Source organism: Microbispora sp. NBRC 16548 (assembly GCF_030268985.1).
Lineage (GTDB): Bacteria > Actinomycetota > Actinomycetes > Streptosporangiales > Streptosporangiaceae > Microbispora > Microbispora catharanthi.
In genome coordinates this window covers 1-22530 of record NZ_BSSF01000033.1, presented here as the reverse complement: position 1 = coordinate 22530, position 22530 = coordinate 1, and the positions used below count along the sequence as shown (strand labels likewise).

At 71.1% G+C, this 22530-nt stretch carries 19 protein-coding genes; 8 read left to right on the top strand and 11 right to left on the bottom strand.

Going from position 1 to position 22530, the window contains the following annotated elements; genetic code table 11:
• The 11 genes from QSK36_RS41940 to QSK36_RS41890 all read right to left on the bottom strand — a co-directional run bounded on the left by QSK36_RS41940 (nucleotide 1) and on the right by QSK36_RS41890 (nucleotide 12285).
• On the bottom strand, nucleotides 1-927 hold the full coding sequence (locus QSK36_RS41940) for an SDR family oxidoreductase (RefSeq protein WP_285786289.1): 927 nt from the start codon (nucleotides 925-927) through the stop codon (nucleotides 1-3).
• A gap of 350 nt (nucleotides 928-1277) precedes the next feature.
• The gene (locus tag QSK36_RS41935; RefSeq protein ID WP_285786288.1) at nucleotides 1278-2525 is read right to left on the bottom strand and encodes a 2-hydroxyacyl-CoA dehydratase family protein; all 1248 of its coding nucleotides are present in this window, start codon (nucleotides 2523-2525) and stop codon (nucleotides 1278-1280) included.
• Entirely contained in the window at nucleotides 2513-3610 is a 1098-nt protein-coding gene (locus QSK36_RS41930; protein ID WP_285786287.1) for a 2-hydroxyacyl-CoA dehydratase family protein, read from the bottom strand. The genes QSK36_RS41935 and QSK36_RS41930 overlap by 13 nt, the downstream gene beginning before the upstream one ends.
• Before the next feature lies 1 nt (nucleotide 3611).
• Nucleotides 3612-4850: a CaiB/BaiF CoA transferase family protein gene (locus QSK36_RS41925; RefSeq protein ID WP_183542062.1), complete on the bottom strand. Its 1239-nt coding sequence runs from the start codon at nucleotides 4848-4850 to the stop codon at nucleotides 3612-3614.
• Entirely contained in the window at nucleotides 4843-5964 is a 1122-nt protein-coding gene (locus QSK36_RS41920) for a CapA family protein (RefSeq protein ID WP_285786286.1), read from the bottom strand. The genes QSK36_RS41925 and QSK36_RS41920 overlap by 8 nt, the downstream gene beginning before the upstream one ends.
• Nucleotides 5961-6782, bottom strand: coding sequence for an amino acid ABC transporter ATP-binding protein (locus tag QSK36_RS41915; RefSeq protein ID WP_183542060.1), 822 nt, complete (start codon nucleotides 6780-6782; stop codon nucleotides 5961-5963). Before QSK36_RS41915 ends, QSK36_RS41920 begins: the two co-directional genes overlap by 4 nt.
• Nucleotides 6779-7639 (bottom strand): amino acid ABC transporter permease, encoded by an 861-nt coding sequence (locus tag QSK36_RS41910; protein WP_183542058.1) that lies wholly within the window; start codon nucleotides 7637-7639, stop codon nucleotides 6779-6781. Before QSK36_RS41910 ends, QSK36_RS41915 begins: the two co-directional genes overlap by 4 nt.
• Complete coding sequence (locus QSK36_RS41905; protein ID WP_225898626.1) at nucleotides 7636-8529, bottom strand: transporter substrate-binding domain-containing protein; 894 nt, start codon at nucleotides 8527-8529, stop codon at nucleotides 7636-7638. Before QSK36_RS41905 ends, QSK36_RS41910 begins: the two co-directional genes overlap by 4 nt.
• A 149-nt stretch (nucleotides 8530-8678) precedes the next feature.
• Entirely contained in the window at nucleotides 8679-9602 is a 924-nt protein-coding gene (locus tag QSK36_RS41900) for a PaaX family transcriptional regulator (RefSeq protein WP_240809450.1), read from the bottom strand.
• A gap of 48 nt (nucleotides 9603-9650) precedes the next feature.
• A complete protein-coding gene (locus QSK36_RS41895) occupies nucleotides 9651-10676 on the bottom strand; it encodes a PaaX family transcriptional regulator (RefSeq protein ID WP_285786285.1) in 1026 nt (341 codons plus the stop codon).
• Between the two features lie 175 nt (nucleotides 10677-10851).
• The gene (locus QSK36_RS41890) at nucleotides 10852-12285 is read right to left on the bottom strand and encodes an alpha/beta fold hydrolase (protein WP_285786284.1); all 1434 of its coding nucleotides are present in this window, start codon (nucleotides 12283-12285) and stop codon (nucleotides 10852-10854) included.
• A gap of 166 nt (nucleotides 12286-12451) precedes the next feature.
• Here QSK36_RS41890 and QSK36_RS41885 point away from each other — a divergent pair, with 166 nt between their 5' ends.
• The 8 genes from QSK36_RS41885 to QSK36_RS41850 all read left to right on the top strand — a co-directional run.
• Complete coding sequence (locus tag QSK36_RS41885) at nucleotides 12452-13444, top strand: phosphate/phosphite/phosphonate ABC transporter substrate-binding protein (RefSeq protein WP_285786283.1); 993 nt, start codon at nucleotides 12452-12454, stop codon at nucleotides 13442-13444.
• Nucleotides 13445-13454: 10 nt separating this feature from the next.
• Nucleotides 13455-14219 carry a phosphonate ABC transporter ATP-binding protein gene (locus QSK36_RS41880; RefSeq protein ID WP_221264295.1) on the top strand — a complete coding sequence of 255 codons (765 nt, stop codon included), beginning with the start codon at nucleotides 13455-13457 and terminating at the stop codon, nucleotides 14217-14219.
• Nucleotides 14212-15933: a phosphonate ABC transporter, permease protein PhnE gene (gene phnE / locus QSK36_RS41875; RefSeq protein WP_285786282.1), complete on the top strand. Its 1722-nt coding sequence runs from the start codon at nucleotides 14212-14214 to the stop codon at nucleotides 15931-15933. The genes QSK36_RS41880 and phnE overlap by 8 nt, the downstream gene beginning before the upstream one ends.
• Nucleotides 15934-15971: 38 nt before the next feature.
• A complete protein-coding gene (locus tag QSK36_RS41870; protein ID WP_285786281.1) occupies nucleotides 15972-17177 on the top strand; it encodes a cytochrome P450 in 1206 nt (401 codons plus the stop codon).
• 506 nt (nucleotides 17178-17683) lie between these two features.
• Nucleotides 17684-18601 (top strand): poly(ethylene terephthalate) hydrolase family protein, encoded by a 918-nt coding sequence (locus tag QSK36_RS41865; RefSeq protein WP_285786280.1) that lies wholly within the window; start codon nucleotides 17684-17686, stop codon nucleotides 18599-18601.
• Nucleotides 18598-19986, top strand: a complete 1389-nt coding sequence (locus QSK36_RS41860; RefSeq protein ID WP_285786279.1) for an alpha/beta hydrolase family protein — start codon at nucleotides 18598-18600, stop codon at nucleotides 19984-19986. Before QSK36_RS41865 ends, QSK36_RS41860 begins: the two co-directional genes overlap by 4 nt.
• 280 nt (nucleotides 19987-20266) lie before the next feature.
• Nucleotides 20267-21037, top strand: a complete 771-nt coding sequence (locus QSK36_RS41855) for a hypothetical protein (protein WP_285786278.1) — start codon at nucleotides 20267-20269, stop codon at nucleotides 21035-21037.
• Between the two features lie 779 nt (nucleotides 21038-21816).
• Nucleotides 21817-22530 (top strand): cellulose-binding domain-containing protein (locus tag QSK36_RS41850; RefSeq protein WP_285786277.1); only part of this gene is annotated, 714 nt, incomplete at its 3' end.

Here is a 22530-nt window from a genome sequence, read left to right as displayed (position 1 = left end):
TCAGACCTCCTGAGCGTCCGAGGCGGGGACCTTGGGCGCGGGGATGCCGTACGTCTCCGGCTCGGCGCCGACTCCCGACTGCCAGGAGGCGGCGATGGTCCCCGCCGTCCACCCTCCGTCGGCGAACGCGACAGCCTTTTCACCGGGGTGCGACCACAGCGCGAGGCGGTCGCCGCCGATCCCGATCGCCTGGCCGGTCACACCCGCGGAGGCGTCCGAGGCGAGGAACACGACGAGCCCCGCCACGTCCTCGACCGTGCCCAGCCCCTCGTCCCTGCGCAACCAGCCCGGGAACGGCCGGCCGGTCCGCTCGGACTCCTCGATGATCGGCGCGAACACGGGAATGGTCTTGGTCATCTCCGTGGCCGCCACCGGGACGACCGCGTTCACCGTGATGTTCGCCCTGGCCAGCTCCATCGCCCAGGTCCTGGCCATCGCCACGATGCCGGCCTTGGCCGCCGCGTAGTTGGTCTGCCCGAAGTTCCCGCGCTGGCCCGCCGGCGAGGAGATCAGGATCAGCCGGCCACCGGTCCCCTGCTCACGCATCCGGATCGCCGCGGCCCGCGCGCACGTGAACGTGCCGCGCAGGTGCACATCGATCACCGCGTCGAAGTCGTCGTCCGACATCTTCCACAGCACCCGGTCGCGCAGGATCCCCGCGTTCGTGACCATCACATCCAGCCGGCCGAACTCCTTGACCGCGGTGGCCACCAGCAGGTCGGCCACCTCGGCGGATCCGACCGGGGCGACGACGCTCCGCGCCTCGCCGCCGTTACCGGTGATGGCCTCGACGACCTGCGCGGCCGCGTCGGCGTCCACGTCGTTGACGACCACCGCCGCCCCGGCCGCGGCAAGCGCTTCGGCGTACGCGCGGCCGAGGCCGCGGCCCGCACCTGTGACAACGGCGACCTTGCCGGAAAGATCCATGGGAGTCCCCCTGAGTTATACGGCGATTGCAGCGAAATATATGACAGTCTCATGACGACCGTCAAAGATTTGCCCAACATTTCCTGCCTGCCTGCTCTCGTGCCGTGACGAGCCGTACCGAGGGAGACGACAACGGGCAGGCGGCACAGGGCAGGCGGCACAGGGCAGGCGGCACCGGGCGCGCGGGCACAATCCCAGGCGACGCAGGTGCTTCAGGACGGGCGCCGACACGTCCGGGAGACCGGCGCGGTGAACCGCGAATGGGACGGAACCGCGGGACCGGCCGGCGATCCGCGCCGAGCGGGTGTTTCACACGCTCGCCCGCATCCACGAACCGCGCGCCGGGAAACTCAGGCCAGGACGACGTTCTCCAGCCACTGACCGACGCGCTTGACCACCTCGTCGCCGAAGGTGCGGGCGTCGACGTTGTCGGCGTGAATCTCGATCACCGGGAACCCGGCCGCCTCCAGTGCCCTGGCGGTGAAGTAGCTGCCGCGAGGGTCGTCGGAGACCAGGTGGACCACCCCGTCGATGCCGTGCAGACGGGCCTCCTTCACGTACCACTCGCTCGACCACGGCGGGGTGTAGAGCTGGTCGGTGAAGGCGGCGAAGCGCGCCGCCAGCGCCCTCATGGGGTCGTCGCCGTAGCGGACGTAACCGTCAGCGGCGATGGCCAGGTACATCGACCAGACGAACACCGCACCATACTCGTCCTGGAAGCGCTGGTAGAAGCCCATGTCGTACCAGAGGCCGCGGCCGATCCACATCAGCCGGGCCCGCTCGCCCGGGCACGCGGCCTGACCCGCGTCGACCCGGTCGCGCACCTCCTCATAGAACCGCTTGGCGATGTCCCTGGCCCACTCGGTGCCACGGTGCCATTGGGGAAGCATGACGCTGGGGATGCTGTCGACGACGCTGAGCGGAGCCGGCCGGGTGCGGGCGATGAGAGCGCGTGTCTTCCTGTTCCACTCCTCCTGCTCGTTGACCAGGGCCATCACCTCGCGGAAGCGCGACTCGCTGAATCGCCTGCCGGTGGTGGTCTCCAGGAACCTGACGAGGTTCTCCAGCTCCGCGGTGAGAAGGTCCAGTCTGGCCGGGCCGACGGCCTGCTCCCAGCGGTGCGGCATGAGCTCCCACCAGTTGACGGGGACCTCGTTCTCAGCGGCGCTTTCCAATGGGTAGAAGGTGACCCCGGGCTCGTGACCCCAGATGTCGAAGATCTTGCGGGTGACGTCGCCGGAGGCGTCGCCGACGACGATGTCCGGTCTGGGCAGGCCGCCCCACGGCCCGGCCTCCGGTTCCGGGTCGAAGGCGGAGCCGAGGGTGACCGAGTTGTACTGCTCGGAGTAGTCGGGGTACCCGCGCTGCCGCACCAGCTCCAGGTAGTGCCCCGAGCGCTGCTTGGCGGCCACCAGGGACGCCCACCATTGGCTGACCGCGTACGGGATGTCCATCGTGCGGAAGATCTCGTGTGGGACGTCCGCGTTCAGCAGGGCGAACGGCTCGCCGGCGGCGACCCGGCGCCGCAGGTCGGCGAACCATTCGCGCTGGTGTCTGCCCGCCTCGGCCGCTGTGGCGAGGGATTTCACACTGCGCATGGATGTTCCTTCCGCAGGGCGGTCAGGTCGGCACGCCCGTAGTCCTGGCGCTCCAGCAGAACGGCGGGGATGTCGAGCGCCGCGCGCTGCGCGGGGAAGTCCCAGGCCGGGGCCTCGTCGCCGGTTCTGGAATAGGCGACGAAGAGCTCGGCCCGGCAGTGCCGTACGGCCCTCGCCGCGTGCGCGGCGCGCTCGCTCACGGTGGCCCGGTGGGCGGTCGGACCGCTGTGGTGGTAATGCTCGGCCAGCGCGTCCAGGCCGCCCGCGCCGACCGGCCCCTCCGGGGATGGGCCGCCGAAGGAGTGGTCCTCGCCGACGATCACGCAGCCCTCGGACTCGACGGCCTCATACACGTGCGGCGTGTCGTGGTCGCTGCCGCTCAGGAAGACCCGCCGTCCGGCGTGTTCCTCGAGCTGTCCCGCCTCGGCCAGCAGCCGTTCCAGCAGTGCGATGTGCTCGTCCACGGGCAGGGCCGCGTTGGCCACCGCGAGGAACTGCCGCCCCGTCAGGCGGGCGGGCACGGCCCTGCGCAGCTCCTCGGCGGCGGCCAGCAGACGGCGCCGCTCGTTGTGCGCCGCCACCGCCCTGGCGAGGTCGAGGGGACGGCCGGTCCAGGCCTCCAGCCTGGCCGCGAACTCGCCGATCCTGCGACGGTTGTAGCGGGCGGTCGTGCGGTGCGGCAGGTGCAGGATGTCCACGAGGTACACCTCGGGCAGTCCCGTGCCCGGCTCCACCCGGCACAGCTCGCGCAGCGCGTAGAACAGCCGCAGGGACGCCTCGCAGTCATGCGAGACCACGATGCGATCCAGGTCGCCGAAGGACCCGGCGAGCAGCCGGGTGAGCACCGAGCGGGCCATCGGGTCCACCCCCCGGCCCAGGTACCGGTCTCCGGGCGCGGAGCCGGACTCCGGGTCGCCCGTGAGGCGGAACGCGCGGAGCCCCGCGGCGGTCAGCAGTTCGACCGGCATGTCCGCCCCGACGTAGCCGACGACCGGCGTCCGGTTGCCGGTCGGGCCCTTCGAGGAGGCCGGAGGTGCGCCGCGCCGGGCGTACGCCTCCTCCAGTGCGGCGAGCGCCGTGGACATGTCAGATCACCCCCTCCTCGGCCAGGGCCTTGAGTTCGTCGTCGGAGTAGCCGAGCAGGCCGCCGTAGATTTCGGCGTTGTGCTCGCCGAGGGCGGGCGCCGGCCGGTCGAGCCCCGCCTCGGAGGCGGAGAAGCGGATCGGCACGCCGGTCCCGTACAGGTCCCCGCGGCGACCGTGGCGCGGGTGCTCCAGCGGCACGACCTCCTCGCGCTCCAGCACGAGCGGGTCGCGCACGGCGTCGCCGGGCTCACGCACCTCGGCGGCGGGGACGCCGTGCCGGGTGAGCAGATCGAGGATCACGGCGAGCGGGCGGTCCCCCGCCCACGAGGCCACCAGCTCGTGCAGCTCGCCGGCGTTGGCCACGCGCGCGTCCCTGGAGGCGAACCGCGGGTCTGCGGCCAGATCGTCGCGTCCCATCGCCGCGAACAGGCCGCGGGCGAACGCGTCGGTAGGACCGCACAGCGCGAACCAGCCGTCCGCGGCGGGGAACGTGCCGAACGGCGCCAGCCTGGGCACGGTCGTCCCCGTGCGCATGGGCAGGCCCAGCTTCTCGTAGGCGTCGAACGGCTCGCAGGCGACCAGCGAGGTCAGTGCCCCCAGCATGGACACGTCCACGTGCTGGCCCTGGCCGGTCGCGTCGGCCCGCAGGACCGCGGCGAGCGTGCCGATCACCGCGTACAGCGGCGCGACCAGGTCGCCCACCGGCAGCCCGAAGCGGACAGGCGGCTCGCCGGGCGCGCCCGCGGTCATCATCACGCCGCTGAGCGCCTGGATGATGGTGTCCATCGCCTTTCCCGAACCGGGACCGCCCTGCGCGCCGAAGCCGCTGATCGACGTGCACACGATGCGCGGGTTGATCGCGCTCGCCCAGTCGTGGCCGATGCCGAGCCGCGTCATGACGCCGGCGCTGTAGTTGTCGATCATGATGTCCGCTTCCCTGACCAGACCGGCCAGGACGTCGCGGGCCTTGGGGTGCTTGAGATTGAGCGTGACGCTCTGCTTGTTTCGGCCCCGCAGGAGCATCGACACGGACATGTCGTCGTCCCCGTGGCGGGCCAGCGTCAGCCCGTCCGCACCGGCATAGGGGGCGTTGTTGCGGGAGGAGTCGCCGCCGGTCAGCGGATTCTCCACCTTGATCACGCGGGCGCCGAGCCCGGCCAGCAGCAGGGTCGCGTACGGTCCGGACAGTGCGGTGGTCAGATCGATCACCGTGCGGCCGGCGAGCGGACGGTCAGCCACGCAGCACCACCTCGTCTCCCTCCCAGTGGAACTCCGTCTTCAGGCCCGCCTGCCGCGTGATGTGCTCGATGTACGACACGACCCGCCGCCCCTCCTCGTCGTCGCCGAGCGGCACCGGCCGGCCCGCGCCGTCGATCCAGCAGGGCACGATGCCCGCCGAGACCAGGCCGTCCCGGTCGAACCGGCAGACCGCGATCGCGGTGTTCCGGCTCTCGGGATGGAAGGGGTAATACGGCATGTCCGGGTCGGGCGCGAAGCCGTACAGCTCGACTCTGCGGCGCGCCCACGCGGCCCGTTCGCCCGCGTCGCCCGTGGTGGGCGTCAACGCGTGGGTGACGGTCACGAAGTTGCCCAAGCCGTGATAGATCGGCCTGCCGCGGTACATCTCGACGCCGCGCATGATGTGGGCGTGGTGGGCGAACACGGCGTGCGCGCCGGCGTCGATCGCGGCGTGCGCCACGGGCCGCTCGTACATCGCCAGCACGGCGGGCGTGTGCCCGACGCCCTTGTGCATCGACACCGTCACGATGTCGACCTCGGCGGCCAGGGCCGCCACGTCCTCGGCCATCCGCTCCAGGGAGGCGGGGTCGGCGAAGGTGTAGACGGCGGGTGGCCCGCCGGGGCTGGCGTGGTCGAGTTCGTAGTGGGTCAGCACCTTGACGTACGCGCAGCCGGGCTTGCGGCTGGTCGCCCAGGACTCGCGTGGACCGACGCAGTTGTAGCTGAGCACCCCGATTCGCAGCCCGTCGCGCTCCACGACGGCGGGGCGGCGGGCCTCGTCGAGAGTCAGGCCGGCGCCCACGGTGGTCAGTCCGGCCCCGGTCGCGTACGTGATCGTGTCGGCCACCCCCTGGTCGCCGACGTCGTAGACGTGGTTGCCCGCGAGCGTCACCACGTGGAAGCCGGCGTCGGCGACCGCGGAGAGCGCGGCTGGATCGGCGGGCGGGGCGGGAACGTCGGTGCTGACCTGGGCGGTGGACGTGCTGTGGGGCACCTCGATGTGGCCGATCACCACATCGCCCCGGCCCAGCGTCTCCTGGGCCGGGGCGAAGAAGGACGCGGGGTCGGGCTCGTCGACGACGAGGTCGCCGACGGCCATTACCGTCAAGCTCAAGAGGTGGTCTCCTCCTCCAGGAGGCGTTCGTCGGGTATTTGCGCCGCGCGCCCGGAGAAGCGCGACAGGAAGGCTCTCAGGCGGGGCGAGGCGGGGTTGTCGAAGATCTCCTCGGGAGTGCCTGTCTCGACGATCTGCCCCTTCTCCATGAAGACGCATCGATCGGCCACCTCGCGGGCGAAGCTCATCTCGTGCGTCACGATGATCATGGTCATGCCCCCGCGGGCGAGATCGAGCACGACGCTCAGCACCTCGTCCACCAACTCGGGGTCCAGCGCGCTGGTGGGCTCGTCGAACAGCATGATCCGCGGGTTGGTGGCCAGAGCCCTGGCGATGGCGACGCGCTGCTGCTGGCCCCCCGAGAGCATCCGGGGATGGGCGTCCGCCTTGTCGGCGAGCCCCACGCGCTCCAGCAGCCGCAGCGCCTCCTGCCGCGCTTCCTCCGGCCTCCGGCCGTGGACCAGCACCTGCGCCTCGATGACGTTGCGCAGCACGCTCCAGTGCGCGAACAGGTTGAACTGCTGGAAGACCATGCCCATGCGGCCGCGCTGGGCGGCCACCCGCCGGTCCGGTAGGGGGCGCAGGTGGCCCCGGTGGAACTCGTAGCCGAGCAGCTCCCCGTCGAGGTACATGGCCCCGCCGTCGATGCTCTCCAGCTGGTGGACACAACGGGCCAGGGTGGACTTGCCCGAGCCGGACGGGCCGATCACGGTGACGACCTCGCCCTCGTGCACGTCCAGGCTCACCCCGTCGAGCGCCACGTGGTCGCCGAACTGCTTGCGCACGTCGCGGATGCGCAGGACCGGCGTGTCGCTCACCGCTGCCCCTTTCCGAAGTGCCGCTCCAGGCGCCGCTGGCCGAGCGACAGAGCGGTGACCACCACCAGATACCAGGCGCAGGCGACGATCAGCAGCGGCACGATCTCGTAGGTCCTGTTGTAGATCACCTGCACCGAGTACAGCAGGTCGGCCATCGCGATCACGCTGACCAGGGAGGTGCCCTTGAGCAGGCTGATGAACTCGCTGCCGGCAGGCGGGACGATCACCCGCATCGCCTGCGGGAGCACGACCTTGACGAAGCTCTGCCTCGCCGTGAACCCCATCGCGCGGGCCGCGTCACGCTGGCCGCCGTCCACGGCCAGGATGCCCGCCCTGACGATCTCGGCCATGTACGCGGCCTCGTGCAGGGTGAGCCCGATGACGGCCGCGGTCAGCGAGCTGATCACGGAGTTGGTCGGCCACGAGACGAACGTCGGGCCGAACGGCACGCCCAGCGGGATCCGCGGCAGCAGATAACCGAGGTTGAACCAGAAGATCAGCTGGAGCAGGGGCGGGATGCTGCGGAAGACCGTGACATAGAAGCCGCACGCCCAGGCCACCGGCCTGAAGCCGCTCAGCCTGCCCGACGCGAGAAGCACCCCGAACACGCTGCCCAGCAGCATCACGATGACGGTGAGCAGCAGCGACATGCCCAGGCCGCGCAGGACGTTCGGGTCGAACAGATACTTGCCGACCACCGGCCATTCGAACCGGGGGTTGGTGACGAGGAACCAGGCGAACTGCGCGACGAGCACGAGCAGCACGACTCCGGCCACCCAGCGCAGGGGGCGGATGCGCGGACGGGCGGCGGCGACGTCGACGGCCTGTGGTGGCACGACCTGTGGTGCCACGCTCATCCCGTCGCCGCGGTGTTCATCTTGGGCTCCTGGACCGCCACGTTCTGGAGCCCGTACTTGTCCATGATCTTCTTGTACTCGCCGTTCTTGAAGATCTCCTTGAACGCGTCGAGCATGACCGGGCCAAGGCCGCCGGACTTGGGCACGAGCATCGCCAGCTGGTCGACGCCGGCGCCCTGTTCTTCGGTCTGCGTCACGTACGTGAAGGCGTCCTTCTCCTTCGAGAGCACGTCGAGCGCGGCGCTCTCGGTCATGCCGGCCGCGTCGGCCCGGCCGGACTTGGCGGCGAGGATGGTGCCGTTCGTGTCGGCGAAGCCGATGAAGTCGAGCCCCGGCTTGCCCTGCTTGGCGCACCATTCGGTCAGGCGCTTGGCCTGGTCCTCCACGATGCTGCCGGCGGTGCCGGCGACGCGCTTGCCGCACAGGTCACCCGAGCTCTTGACGGCCGAGGACCCGGCCTTGGGGATCAGGTAGGAGGTCCGGGTGACCATCCACACGAGCGCGTCGAACTGCTTCTCACGCTCGGCGCTGTCCTTGACCGGGCCGTTGAAGGCGTCGTATCTGGAGGCGAGCATGCCGGACAGCGCCGCGGGCAGGCCACTGACGATCGAGATCTCGGTGCGGACCCCCAGCACCTTGCCGAGGGCGTCCTGCAACTCCTTGTCGATGCCCGTGACGGTCTTGCCGTCGTTGGCGACGATCCGATAGGGCGGGTGGGAATCCCCGGCAAATCGGATGACGCCCGCTTCCTTGATGCCATCGGGCAGGGCGTCGTACAGAGCCGTCGCGCCGGCCGGCCGCTGCGCCTCACCGCCGTCTCCACCGCAGGCTGCGGCACTGGCGAGGGCCAAAGCCGCCGCACCCGCGAGGATGGTCCTGGGCAATCTCATGGTGGTCCTTCCACGACCAGCTAATGATGCAGTTAATTTGGCGGTCGTTGGGATAAGTGTCACACCTAGGGGTGCACACCTGTCAAGAGGCGGCTGTGCAGCGGAGACGTGCGGGGCGAGCAGGAACGCCGCCCCGTCGCCGGCAGCGATCAGGTGAGCGCGAGGATGGAACTGGTCCGGTGGTGGGCGACCAGCTCGGCCAGTTCGGGCTCGAACTCCGCGACGATCTGCTTGACGCGGAACTCGGCGAGCGGCCCGAGGGTGTCGTAGATCTCCACGAAGAGGTCTCTGGCCGCGGCACGCGGCCAATCGGCGGGCAACAGCTCCGCCGGCAGGTCGGGGTCGTGGTTGGGGAACGTCCGCCAGGTGTCCATGATCCCCGTACGCGCCACCAGCGCCTCTGACGCGCCGACCACGCCCTTGCGGACGCGCTCCAGAAGAGGCGAGTACTGGGCCACGAACCCCTCGTAGGTGCGCCGGAGCTGGTCGAAGTCCCATGCCTCCTGTGGGGCGCGCATGCCCGGGAGATCGAGAGCCTCGGCGCGGAAGATCGTCGACATGGGGATCTCCAGCTCGGTGAGCACCGCCGCCGCGCTGTCGGCGTTCGCCGTCGGCGAGACCCACAGCCCGTCGTAGAGCGGGGCGAAGCCGAGCCAGCGCAGCCTCGCGCGCAGCGCGTGGCGCAGGTCACGCTGTTCCTCGGAGATGGAGAACGCCGCCATCACCCATCTCCCGTCCCACGCGCCCTGTTCCAGGCCGAAGGACATGATCCGCTGCCGCCCCTCCAGCATCACCGCGGCGGCCCGATCCGTCAGGCGATAGTAGGTGCGCCGCCCGATTTTGGACGACTCCAGCAGATCCCGCTTGGTCAGGCGGCTGAGCGCGGCCCGGGCCGCCACGGCGGAGACGCCGAACTCCTCGGTCAACCGCACCAGGGCCGCGGACGGCAGTTGCTCGGGCCGGCTGATCCAGTAGTCCCCGAGAAGCGTCGTGATCAGGTGCTGCGGGGGTGCGCCCACCTGGAAGCGCGGGAAGTCGAGGTCCGCTGCCTCGGACCTTTCACCATCATTCACAGCAGGAGTATATTGACAACGCTTGAGCGCGCGCTCGTTATCAGAATGTCATGCTTCTTGGGTGACCTCGAGCCCGCCGGCGAGGAGGTCCAGGCGGTCGCGGTCGGTCGTCTCGTCGAAGCTCGTGTGACGGCGAGTCGCCGGCGACTCCAGAGCGGACACCTGCGCGAAGGTGTGGTGAGCGGCCAGCCCGGCCAGCTCCGGGTCGAACTCGGCGAGGATCTCGCGGAACCGCCGCTCCGCCGGCTCCCCGAGCGAGTCGTAGATCTGCACGCACAGCCGCCGAGCCTCCTCGCGCGGCCAGCCGGCGGGCAGCAGCTCGGCGGGGAGGTCGGGGTCGAGCGTGGGGAACACCCGCCAGTCGGTCATGATCGCGGTTCGCAGTCGCAGCGCCTCGCTGGGGCACGGGCTGGACATCGCCAGCCGCTCGGCCACCGGCCGGTGGGCATCGATGAACCGCAGGTAGCGCTCGCGCAGCGCGGCGACGTCGAAGGCGTGGTCCAGCACCGGGTCCAGGTCGTCGTCGGCGACCTTGCGGGCCCGGAACACGACCGCCCCCCGCACGCCGAGCCTTCGCACGAGTTCGACGACGTCGTCCGTCTTGTCGTGCGGGGACACCCACACCGCGTCGAAGATCATGCCGAAGTGCAGCAGGCGCAGCCCGTCGCGCAGCGCGCGTCGGGTGTCCCGCTGGTCTTCGGGAACCGAGAACGTGACAACCGTCCACTGCCCGTCCCAGCACGGTGTGGTGGCGCCGAACGTCAACAGCCGGCGCATGTGCGCCACGATCACGTCGGACGCCCGGGGCGGCAGTCCGTACGCGGTGGTGCGGCCGTTGCGGGAGCTGGCCAGCAGCCCTCGTGAGGCGACCCGCCGCAGGGCGGCGCGGGCGCTGGTCGCGGTGATGCCGAACTCCTCAAGCAGCCGGACCAGCGCCGCCGACGGGATGTGCTCCTGCCGCCAGAACCAGTAGTCGCCGAGCAGCGTGGTCAGCAGCCGCTGCGGTTCGGCCCCTTGCCGAGCTCTGGGCAGGGAGCCGGGTTCCGGCGACGCGGTCACCCGGCGTCCCTCCATCGTCAGACTCCTCAGCCGGTGTAGGTGCCCCAGCCGGCCACCTCCCGAATACGGGCGTGCTCACCGGGCTCGACCTGCGTGAATTTTACGTCACCCGGCGCCGCGTCCGGGCCCGTCCCGGCGAGACCGGCCGCGGTCCGGCGGTGCCGGGACGACGATCGCGCGGGATGTCTCCTCACTCTTCACCGCGGGGGACGTGGGGGCGCAGGAAACGGCCGGGGGTGTAGTGAACGAACTCCGCGGTGCCCAGGTCCGGGTCCTCGGCGGCCAGGCGTGCGGCCAGCCTGTCGAGCTGGTGGGCGTCGACGTCCGTCCAGCGGCCGGTGGTGACCCGGTTCCTCAAGGTCTGCACCGCGGCGACGAACTCGGCTCCGGTGTAGCGGCAGTGGCCGGGCCGGTCGACGAACGCCTGGCGCAGCATCGCGCCCTTCCCTGCGCGCCGAACCACATCGGAGTAGGCGCGGGCCTGGGTGACGGTGGGGTAGTTGTCGCCGCGCTCGTGCATCGTCAGGACGGGGACGCCGAGCGCGCCGCGCGGGGTGAAGTAGTTCTCCATGTAGGTGACGGCGCCGGGGTCGGCGGAGACGCGCGGCGCCGCCGCCAGGGCCGCGAGGTCGGCGTCGAGGTCCAGTCCTGCGCTGTCGTAGAGGGCGCGCACCTGCTTCATACGCCCGGACTCCTGCAGTTCCCGGCGGTAGTCCACGCTCGTGTTCCAGGAGAAGTTCCCGCCTGCCCGCTGTTCCAGCGGATAGCGGGGAGAGAAGACGGTCGCCATGAACGCCGCGTACTCCTGAGCCTCCTGCGCCGCCCAGTCGCGCGCCGCGGGTTCGGCGGTGCCGGTCACCGACCAGGTGGAGACCTGGGCGAAGGACGCGGCCAGGGCGATGCGGGCCCGGCCGTCCGGAGTCTGCTGGGCGGCGTCCAGGACGGCGCGGGCGGCCGCGGCGCTCCGCGTTTCCTCGTCGGCCGAGGCGAGCCGGACGAGCTTCACCGCGTCGTCGCCGGGGGCGAGCAGCGTCTTGAACGCGAAGGCCGCGTCGAGCGACTGGTTGAGCATCGCCACCGGCCCGGCCACCGAGGCGCAGTACGGCAGCGCGCCGTCGATCAGGTCCGGCCGGCGTTCGGCCAGACCGGCCGCGATGGCGCCGCCCATCGAACCGCCCCAGGCCAGAGTGGTCGTGGGCTTCCCCGCGACCTCGGCGAACTGGGCGAGCGTGTCGGCGGAGTCCCGCAGGGTCTCCTCGACGGCCCAGCCGCTCCCATAGGGCCGCGTGCCGGCCAGCGCGTACCCGTGGGCCAGCAGCCAGCTCTGCGCGGCGGTGTTGCCGCCGAGGTCGGCCGGCAGGTGCTGCGGGCCTGCGCCCTGGCCGTAGCCCGGGCTGAACGTCAGCACGGTGCCGTTCCAGTTCCGCGGTACCTCGATCGCGTAGGTGGCGCCGCTTGGGTGGACGCCCGTGACGCTGACGGGACCGGCCTGGCCGGACGCCGCCGAGGCGTGCGGCAGGCCGGCGGCCGGCGGGATGGCGAGTGCGAGAGCCGTGGCCGTGAGCACCGTCACGGCACTGGTCGCCCGATTGATCACTGAACGGGGATTGATGTCCGCCTCCATGAGTGGGAAGCTGCTGCGACGCGAGATGCGCAACAGTTCGTTGAACGGTCGTCCTAATTCCGCCGCTAATTATGTTCGGCAGAAATCTTACGGTCGTCACAGAACTGTTGACAATGGTCTTGGGCCTGCTTACTTTGGCCCGACCACCTGCATGTGAGGAGCCTCGATGTTCCGAAAGTCAGCTCTGGGCGTCGTCGCGGCGGGTGCCGCGATCGCGCTCCTGTCCGCCTGTGGTGCCGGCCCCGGTAGTACCCGCAGCGCATCCGCCGACGGTGGCCGGCCCGACGAGCTGGTCTTCGCCGCCATCCCGTCGGAGCAGAGCGACAACCTCGAGGCGTCGTTCGCCCCGATCGTCTCCGCGCTGCAGAAGGACCTCGGCGTCCCGGTGCGGTTCCAGGCCGTCACCAGCAACGCCGCCGTCGTGGAGGCGCAGGTCGCCAAGCGGGTGGACGTCGCCGTCTACGGGGCCTTCAGCTACTACCTGGCCCGCAGCCGCGCCGACGTCGAGCCCGTCGCCGTCCCGCTGGCCGCCCCGGGCGGCGACCCCGGCGCCTACGCCTACGGGGTGACCCGCGGCGACGACAAGTCGATCGCCTCGCTCAAGGATGTCGCCGGCAAGGACGTCTGCTTCACCGACCCCGGCTCCACCACCGGCTACCTGCAGCCCCTCGCCTCGCTGCGGGAAGCCGGCGTCGATGTGGACAAGGACGTCAAGACGGTGTTCACCCACGGGCACGACACGGCGGTCGCCTCGCTGCTGGCCGGTGACTGCGACATCGCCTTCGTCGGCGACGTGTTCATCGACCAGCTGCTGCCCGCCCGCGGTCAGCTCAAGCCGGGGCAGGTCACCAAGGTGTGGACCTCGCCGCTCATCCCCGGGCCACCGATCGTGGTCGGCAAGTGGCTTCCGCAGGACGTGCGCGACAAGATCGCCAAGACGGTGACCGGCCTGACCGCCACCGGCGCCGCCTCCGCCGGGCTGTGCAAGGGCAGCGAGATCAAGGGCCCGAAGAATTGGGGCCGATACACCGACGCCGAGGCCTGCACCCTCGGCGCCTCCACGGCCTGGACGTTCGTCAAGGCCACCGACGCCACCTACCAGCCGATCGCGCGCATCTGCGAGATCACCAAGGCCGAGGTCTGCACGTCCGGTGGCTGAGGAACCCGCCGTGATCGGCAATCCCGTGCTGCGGCTGTCGGAGGTCGGCAAGGGCTTCCACGGCACCACCGTGCTCGACGGTGTCTCACTGGACGTCCCGCAGGGGCAGTTCGTCGCCTTGGTCGGCCCCTCAGGGGCCGGCAAGTCCACGCTGCTGCGGCTGGTCAACGGCATGCACCTGCCGGACAGCGGCACCGTACGCACCCTGGGCGAGAACCCGGCCGCCTGCTCCCGGAGCCGGCTGCGCGCCCTGCGCGCCAGGGTCGGGTTCGTCTTCCAGCAGTTCGGTCTCGTCGGGCGGCTGTCCGCGATGGAGAACGTGCTGATGGGGTCGCTGGCCACCCTGCGGCTGCCGAGGTATGGGGTGATGAGCTACCCACGGGCGCTGCGGATCCGCGCCGTGGAGCACCTGGACCGGGTCGGGCTGGCGGACCGGCGGTTCCAGCGCTGCGACACGCTCTCCGGCGGTCAGCAGCAGCGGGTCGCGGTAGCCCGGACCCTGCTGCAGAGCCCCGAGCTGATCCTCGCCGACGAGCCGGTCGCCTCGCTGGACCCGGCGGCGAGCGTGCTGGTGCTTGAGACCCTCAAACGGATCAGCGCCGAGGACGGCATCTCCGTGGTGTGTAGCCTGCACCAGATCGAGCTCGCGCTCGCCAGCGCCGACCGGGTCGTGGCGCTGCGCGGCGGCCGGCTGGTGCTGGACGAGCCGGCGGCCGGCCTCACCGCCGAGCGGCTGCGGGGGATCTACGACACGGCGGGGGCCCACGATGGTTAGCACCACCCCCGCCACGCACGCCCCGGCCGCGGCGGACCCGGGCCCGCTGCGGCCGCCGTGGAGCGCCCGCGCCCTCATCGCGGCGGGGCTGCTGGTCGCGGCCGTGGCCGTCACCTGGCTGACGTTCTGGTGGATCGGCCTGTCCCCCGCCTCGCTGGCCGCCGGGTTGGACGACACCGCGCGACTGCTGCGCCGGATGTGGCCGCCGGACCTGCCCGGCGCCGGCGACGTCGCCTGGATGATCGCCGAGACGCTGCTCATCGCGGTGGCGGGCACCGGCCTTGCGGCGCTGGTCTCGGTGCCGCTGGCCTTCACGGCCGCGCGCGACCACCGCGGCCCCCGCTGGCTGCGGCCGGCCGCCCGGGTGGTCGTCGTGCTGACCCGGGCCGTGCCGACGCTGGCCTTCGCGATCCTGTTCGTGCGGATCTTCGGCCTGGGCCCGCTGGCCGGCGCGCTCGCCGTCGCCGTGCACTCGGTGGGCATGATCGCCAAGCTGCTGACCGACGCCGTCGAGGAGGCCGACCCCGTCCCCGCCGAGGCGGCCCGCGCGTGCGGCGCCGGCGAGGTGCAGGTGGCCGTCTCCACCGTGCTGCCCCGCGTGTTCCCGGCGCTGACCGGCATCGTGCTGTACCGCCTCGACATCAACATCCGGGCGTCGGCCGTGCTCGGCGTCGTCGGGGCCGGCGGCATCGGCGTGGCGCTGCAGACCGCGCTGGGCAGCCTCAACTACCACCGGGCGGCGGGAATCATCTGCGTGATCGTCGTCCTGGTGCTGCTGCTGGAGCTGCTGTCGGTGGCGGTCCGCCACCGCACGGTTCGACAAAGCACGGGCCGCCAAAACACGGGCCGCCAAAACACGGGCCGCCGCACGCTCCGCCACTCGAGGGTCGGCCGGTCCGCAGGGGACACGACGGGCACGCCCGCGCTGCCCGCCGGGCGCGCGCCGCACGACGTCGGCTGGGACCGCGGCAGGGTGCTGCGGGTGGCCGGGGCGGTCGCGACCGGAGTGGTCTTCCTGGTGTCGCTGTGGTCCCTGAACCCCGACCTGGGCCGGCTGGCCGGCGCCTGGCCGAACCTGCGCGGCGTACTCACCGGCATGTGGCCGCCCGCGTTCTCCGGCGACCTGCTCATGGCGGTGCTGGAGAGCCTGCTCATGGCGCTGGGCGCCGCCGCGGTGGGCGCCGCCTGCGGGCTGGTGCTGGCCCTGCTCACCGCCGTCAACACCACCCCCTGGCGGCCGCTGTCCGCGGTGGTCCGGGTGCTGCTCGTCGTGGTCCGGGGCATCCCCGACCTGGTGTACGCGCTGCTGTTCGTGGCCGCACTGGGGCTCGGTCCGTTCGCCGGTTTCCTGGCGCTGTGGATCTCCTCCACAGCGCTCGCGGCCAAGTTCTTCGCCGATTCCCTGGAGCAGCTCGACCCACTGCCGCACGAGGCGCTGACCTCGGTCGGCGCTCGCCGGTGGCAGGCGTTCGCCGCCGGGATCTGGCCGCAGTTCGTGCCGTCGTTCACCGGCAACGGCCTGTTCGTGGCCGACCTGGCGCTGCGCGAGTCGGTCGTGCTCGGCATCGCCGGCGCGGGCGGCGTCGGCTACCTGATGCAGGAGTCGATCGCCACGCTGCGTTACGACACCACCGCCGCGATCGTCATCGCGATCGCCGTCGTCGTGTACGCCATCGAGACGCTCGCCCGGGTCGCACGCAGGCACCTGCTGTGAGCGGGCGGGCTCATGGACGGGAAGGAAGGGATTTCACCATGACCACCACCGCCGGCGGCCTCGGGCGCGCCTCCGACTGGGACCCCACCGCGCCGGAGACCTTCGACAGCTCGCACGAGGTCTACGCCGAGCTGCGGCGACGCTGCCCGGTGCCGTGGAGCGACGCCTTCGGCGGCTTCTGGGCCGCCACCCGCTACTCGGAGGTGGTGCGGGTGGCCCGGGACAGCGAGACGTTCAGCACCGCGGTGCAGAACGTCGTCCCGCACGTGCCGCGCGCCCAGCGCCGGCCGCCGCTGCACTTCGACCCGCCCGAGCACGGAATCTACCGCGCTCCGATGGACCGGGTGCTGCGCCGCAGCGTGGTGCGGCGTCTCGAACCGGCCTTCGCGGAGGCGGCGCGCGAGCTGCTGGGACCGCTCCTGGCCCGCGGCGGCGGCGACTACTCCCAGGAGTTCGCGCTGCCGTACGCGGCGCAGTGCTTCGCGCTCTTCCTCGGCCTGCCGGTCGACCAGGTGCTGGAGATCCGCCGGATCGGCGTCGCGTACAGCTTCGCCATCCAGGAGATGGACCGGGCCCGGGTCATGGCGGCCAGCGACGAGCTCTACGCGATCGCCCGCGCCATCGTCGAGGACCGCCGGGCCGACCCCCGCGACCCGGACGAGGACCTGGTGACCAGCCTGCTGCGGGCGTCCGGCGACCCGGAGCGGCCGATCCCGTACGACCTGGTCGTGGCCACCGTCCGGCAGACCATCGTGGCCGGCATCGGCGCGCCGCACGCCGTGCTGGGCAGCGCCGCCGTGCATCTGTCCCGCGACCCCGACCTCCAGAACCGGCTGCGCGCCGACCCCGGCCTGCTGCCGGCGGCGGTCGAAGAGCTGCTGCGGCTGTACGCCCCCTATCGGGTGTTCGCCCGGACCGCCACCCGGGACGTCGAGCTCGGCGGCCGCACGGTGCGGGCCGGCGAGGCGATCGCGATGATCTTCCCCTCGGCGAACAGGGACGAGGCGGTGTTCGACGACGCCGACCGGCTCGACCTGGAACGGCGGCCCAACCGGCACCTCGCGTTCGGCCGAGGTGCGCACCGCTGCCCCGGCGCGGCGATGGCCCGGCTGGAGATGACGGCCGCACTGGGCGAACTGCTCGCCTGCACCACCCGCGTCGAACCGGACGGCGAGGTGGAGATGTTCAACTGGCTGGAGTTCGGGCCCAGGTCGGCACCGCTGCGCCTCCTCCCCCGCTGCTGACTCCGCCTCCGGAGCCGTCAGACGTGAGCACCGGCTATCGGCGTCCGCGTCAGCACGACCACTGCCTTCAGCTGTCGGCCCCGGCTGCGCGCGCGAAGGGGCGCGCATCGGTTCTCCATGACGTTTACCGAAACCGGCGCCGCGTGAATGTCGCTCTTCAGGCCATGGACCGGTCGCGTCAACCGCACCACGGCAGGCGGCCCGGACGTCGCCTGTCGCCTGACCGCGGCCGTCGGACGGGTGTCCTACCTTCGCGGACATGGTCAGCCGTTCACCGGGCGCCGACATCCCGACCCCGTATCCGGCGTACGTTTCGGTCGTTCCACGCGTCACCGAGGCGGCAATCGAGGGATTGACATTAATGACAGAAAGCTGAACGATCGTCTCCGTTGACGACGGCCATGTGCCTCACAACAGCTGCCAGGCGCCCCCGCCGGCCACTCGCGGACCTCGTCGACCCGAGCCAACACCCCCTGCCCGTCCATCAACCGTGGAGGAAACGCACCATGCCTGCCCGCTCCATGACCGCGCGGACCCTGCTGGCGGCGACCGTGGGGGCGGTCGTCCTCGCCGGCTCCGGCGCCGCCGCGGCGTCGTCCGCCCAGACTCCGCCGCCGAAGACCCCCTCGGCCGGCGCCTCGACGCCGGCCGTGCTGCCCACGGTCCGTGAGGCCGCCGAGGGGTTGCCCGGGCACACCGTTTACCGCCCCGCCGATCTCAAGGCACTGCGCAAGGGCAGCCTGCCCGTCATCGTCTACGGCAACGGCGCCTGCGCGACGAGCAACCTGGAGGGGATCACGTTCCTCACCGGCCTGGCCTCCCAGGGATACATCGTCGTGGCCAACGGCGCGGTGGACGAGTTCCCCGTCCCCAACACCCCCGAGAACACGATCGCGCACCCCGAGGCGCTCCTCGCGGCCGCCCACTGGGCCACCGAGTCGAAGCAGGCCCGCAAGCAGTTCGACGGGCGGGTGGACACGACGCGGGTCGGCGTGCTCGGCCACAGCTGCGGCGGCGTCGAGGCCCTCGCCGCCGGGACCGACCCCATGATCGACGCGGTCGCCGGGTTCAACACCGGATACTTCGCGGAGCCGGCCTTCGGCGGCTACGGGCGTGACCGTCTCGCCGATCTGCACACGCCGACGCTGCTGGTCAACGGCGGCCCGGACGACGTCGCCTACCAGAACAGCATCGACAACTACGCTCTGCTCGACGTCCCCGCCGCCCTGGTCGGTGACACGGCGGCCGGCCACACCGGCTTGATCGCGGGTCTCGAGGCCACCAAGGGCTGGCAGGTGGCCGCGGACTGGTTCGACTACGTCCTGCGCGGGGACCGGGCGGCCGGGGCGCGCTTCGTCGGCCCCGACTGCGGACTGTGCGCCGAGGACGGGTGGAAGGTCGAGTCGAAGGGACTGTCGCTGTGATCCGCCGCAGAGCGACCGCGTGCCTGGCCATCGCGTTGGCGACCGCCATCGGAAGCGGAACCGCCGCCGCGGCCTCCCCTAGGGCTGCAGGCGGCACACCGTGCCTGCCTGACTCCCCCGCCCACCCCACCTGCATCAGCGGCACCCTCGGCGACGGCACGCCCTACGAGTTCGTCGTCCCGGCCCACTGGAACGGCACCGTCGTGGTCGCCCTCGACTTCGCCGGCTCGGGCCGGAACGAGCCCCTGACGGCGCGATTGCTGGCCGACGGCGTGGCCCGCGGCGGCACGAGCCGGGCGATCACCGGCTGGGACATCCGGTCCGCCATCGACAACCAGGCCGAGGCGCTCGCCCGCTTCGAGGACGCCTACGGCCGGGCACGGTACGCGATCGATTCCGGGACCTCGATGGGCGGTTTCGTCGCCGCCGGCGTCGCCCAGGTCCACCCCGGCACCTTCGACGCCGCCGTCCCGATGTGCGGCGGCCTCGGCGGGTCCGTCGGCCAGTGGAATCAGAAGCTCGATACGGTCTTCGTGCTCGAGCGCCTGGTCGCACCGGGGCTGCCGGTCGTCGACATCCCGCAGGACGTCGAATCGGCCCGGAAGGCATGGATCGACGCCCTGGCCGCGGCGCAGCAGACTCCCGAGGGGCGGGCCCGGATCGCACTGGCCGCCGCGATCGGCCAGTTGCCGGCCTGGGGACGGAACCCCGACGGGTCCGTGCCGCCGCCTCCGGACAGCGGGGACGCCGCCGCGCTGCAGCAGGGCGCCTACCTCGCGCTCGCCGGTGGGCCCCTGCCCTACATCGGGCAGGCCATGAGCAGCCGGCGCCAGATCATGGGGGTGGTCGGCGGGAACCCCTCCTGGAACACCGGCGTGGACTACGAGAAGCAGCTGCGCCTTGCCGATCCCGCCCTCCGGCGTGCCGTCCGCGACCTGTACAAGGCGGCAGGTCTGGACCTCGCGGCCGACTTGAAGAACCTGGCCGCCGCACCCCGCATCGCGGCGGACCCGGACGCCGTCAAGCGCTTCTCACGCGGCATCGTCCTGGACGGTGACCTGCGGATCCCCGTGCTGACCGTGTCCGGCACCGGTGACCAGATCTCCACCGTCGCCCAGCAGCAGTCGTACGGGGAGAATGTGCGCCGGGCGGGAGCGAACTCCCTGCTGCGCCAGACCTACACCGAAACCGTCGGCCACTGCGACTTCTCACCAGCGGAGCAGGAGGCGGCGCTGACGACGATGCTCGACCGGCTGCGGAGCGGTCACTGGCCCGCGACGTCCGCCCCGGCGATGAACGCCCGTGCGGCGGCGCTGGCGGCCGACCCCGCCCCTCGATATGTCCCGTTCACCCCGCCTCGGTTCAACCGCCCCTATCCCGGCTGAGCCGCACGGGCCGCTGCCCGGACCACCCGGTCCGGGCAGCGGCTCCTCTCGGCACACGCCGTCCGGAAAGGCGAGCCGGACGTTCACGACATGGTCCCGGCGCGGAAAGTCCTTCGGTGCCGATTTTCAGGCGAGACAATACAAGGGTTTACCCGATCCGATTATGAAAGTCTCGCGAAAGCATTGCGCCTCCCCACATGGACGCTGATGATGAAGGGCGAAATCGCTTTTCTTTCAGGCGACCCCGAAAAAAGGTGGAGATGCTTTGAGACTTCGCAACGTGGCCGCTTCGATCGGCGCGGGCATTCTCGCCGCCCTCGTGCCGGCCCCCCAGGTGGCGCTGGCCGGACCGGTGACGGACCACCTCACCGAGGCGGAAGAGCTGGTGGATGAGCTGAACTCGATCGGCTGGCCGACGGAGTCCTCGTACAACAAGTATTGCGGTTCCGGATGCACCGGCTCCGTCGTGACCTGGGGCACGCCCGGAACTCCGACGAGCTATTCCAATGAGAGTCAGTGCGCCCCTTTCGTCACCAAGCTTCTGACGCATACTTACTCATGGGCCACCAGCACGTATTTCAGCACTGAATTCGCGAGCACCAGTCCCAACAGCGCGCGATACTACGATCGCATCAATGCCGACACCGTCGACCATATGGACAAGATCACCAAGGTGGCCTCCCTCGCGCCCGGAGATATCATCGCGATCAAGTACGAGGCGGGTGCCAGCGGGGGAAGCGGGCACACGCCGGTGGTCCGATCGCTGGCGGGCACGGTGGTCACGGACAGTGATCCGAACACGACCGAATACGTGGTCGAGGTCGTGGACTCGACGAGCAACCCGCATGGGACCGCCCCTGTCGCGGACGGCCACGACGACTCGCGGAGTAGTGGTTCCACCGAATACAGCGGTGTGGGATACGGGTTCATGGTCCTGTACGCCGACGCGACCGGTGACTTCTACGGGTATCGCTGGGGAACGGATGAAAGCGCCTTCCATTCCGTCGCCACCAGGCCCATCGTCGCGGCCCGGGTGACGTCCGAGGCCTAGCACATCGGGCTGCACCAGACAGAGCTGATCCATCGGCGCGGGTCCGCGTTATCAGCCACGTGACGTATCCCTCCCGAGCACCGGCCGGCCCGCGACCGCGCCGGCGATGACGCGACGAAGGCGACCGTCCGGGGCGTTCGTCTGTGCTGTTCGTCTGTGCCGTCGTGAACCTCCTCATCGGTGACTCTCCGAGAGGGCGGCTCCAGGGACGTGGTGTCTGTCCGCCGGACCGCCCCGCGCCTTGGCCGCCTGATGGCCCAGGTCGGTTGTTAGCGCTAACAAAGCTTCCCTGTCGTGTTCCTTCGCTGTCGGATGGCTGTGGTGGCAGGTCGATCGGAGCCAATACGAGACGAAAGGCGACGTCAAGGACGGCACCTCGCGCCCACGGAGGGGCGGCAGCCCGGGCGTGCGGCCCATCAGGCGTTATCGGAGGTCACCGCCCGTGGCGGCGGGAGCGTTACTTTGAAACTTTCAAAGGGGACTTGACACATTTCGGTGTGGTTTCCAAGCTGTGTCCCCGAGGCGGCTTCCTCCTGCCATGTGGTGGTGCGCGGTGAGGACCGCCGTTCGCGACGCCCTGGTGGTGTGCGTTCCCTGATCACGGGACGCGGCGTCGATCGCGCGGGGTGACTCTCGCGTGTCCGCTTTCCTGTAACGGCTCCATCGCCGTCGGCGGCTCCACGACCTTCGGGTTCACCGCGAACGGCACCGTGCCCACCCCGATCGCCACCCGCACCAGCCCCTGACGGCGGTCGGAAGAGATGATGAGGAGAACACAGATGCGTCTGCCTTGGAGAGCGCGGTCACCGCGTCCTTCCGCCGTCACGACCGCGGCGCCGCCCCGGCGGGCCTCGCGCCGCGGCCTCGTGATCGGTTCCATCCCGATCCTGCTGGCCGGAGCCGGCGGCCTGTTGATCACACAGCCCGCCCAGGCCGCCGTCGCCTGCCGGGTCGACTACACCATCAGTTCGAGCTGGCCGGGCGGCTTCAACGCCAGCGTCACCATCAACAACCTCGGTGACGCGGTCGACGGCTGGCGGCTCACCTGGTCCTTCGGCGCCGGCGAGCAGATCACCCAGATCTGGAACGCCACCCAAACCCAGTCCGGCTCGTCGGTGACCGCCACCAACGTCTCCTACAACGGCAGCATCCCCAGCGGCGGCAGCACGAACTTCGGATTCAACGGTTCCTCGAACGGTTCCGCCCAGGTGCCCACCTCGTTCTCCCTGAACGGTGTGGCCTGCACCGGCAGCCCGGGCTCGCCCAGCCCCTCCCCCACGCAGTCGCCGACGCGTTCTCCGTCCGCGTCTCCGTCCGCGTCTCCGTCCGCGTCTCCGTCCCCGTCTCCGTCCCCGTCTCCCTCGGCGACGCCGACCGGCACGTGCGCTCTTCCGTCGACGTACCGCTGGACCTCGACGGGCGCGCTGGCGACTCCGAAGTCCGGGTGGGTCTCGCTCAAGGACTTCACCAACGTCGTCTACAACGGCAAGCAC

Coding starts and splice junctions, on each gene's coding strand:
- QSK36_RS41940 (WP_285786289.1), bottom strand. CDS start 927: ATGGATCTTTCCGGCAAGGTCGCCGTTGTCACAGGTGCGGGCCGCGGC.
- QSK36_RS41935 (WP_285786288.1), bottom strand. CDS start 2,525: ATGCGCAGTGTGAAATCCCTCGCCACAGCGGCCGAGGCGGGCAGACAC.
- QSK36_RS41930 (WP_285786287.1), bottom strand. CDS start 3,610: ATGTCCACGGCGCTCGCCGCACTGGAGGAGGCGTACGCCCGGCGCGGC.
- QSK36_RS41910 (WP_183542058.1), bottom strand. CDS start 7,639: ATGAGCGTGGCACCACAGGTCGTGCCACCACAGGCCGTCGACGTCGCC.
- QSK36_RS41905 (WP_225898626.1), bottom strand. CDS start 8,529: ATGAGATTGCCCAGGACCATCCTCGCGGGTGCGGCGGCTTTGGCCCTC.
- QSK36_RS41895 (WP_285786285.1), bottom strand. CDS start 10,676: ATGGAGGGACGCCGGGTGACCGCGTCGCCGGAACCCGGCTCCCTGCCC.
- QSK36_RS41890 (WP_285786284.1), bottom strand. CDS start 12,285: ATGGAGGCGGACATCAATCCCCGTTCAGTGATCAATCGGGCGACCAGT.
- QSK36_RS41885 (WP_285786283.1), top strand. CDS start 12,452: ATGTTCCGAAAGTCAGCTCTGGGCGTCGTCGCGGCGGGTGCCGCGATC.
- phnE (WP_285786282.1), top strand. CDS start 14,212: ATGGTTAGCACCACCCCCGCCACGCACGCCCCGGCCGCGGCGGACCCG.
- QSK36_RS41870 (WP_285786281.1), top strand. CDS start 15,972: ATGACCACCACCGCCGGCGGCCTCGGGCGCGCCTCCGACTGGGACCCC.
- QSK36_RS41865 (WP_285786280.1), top strand. CDS start 17,684: ATGCCTGCCCGCTCCATGACCGCGCGGACCCTGCTGGCGGCGACCGTG.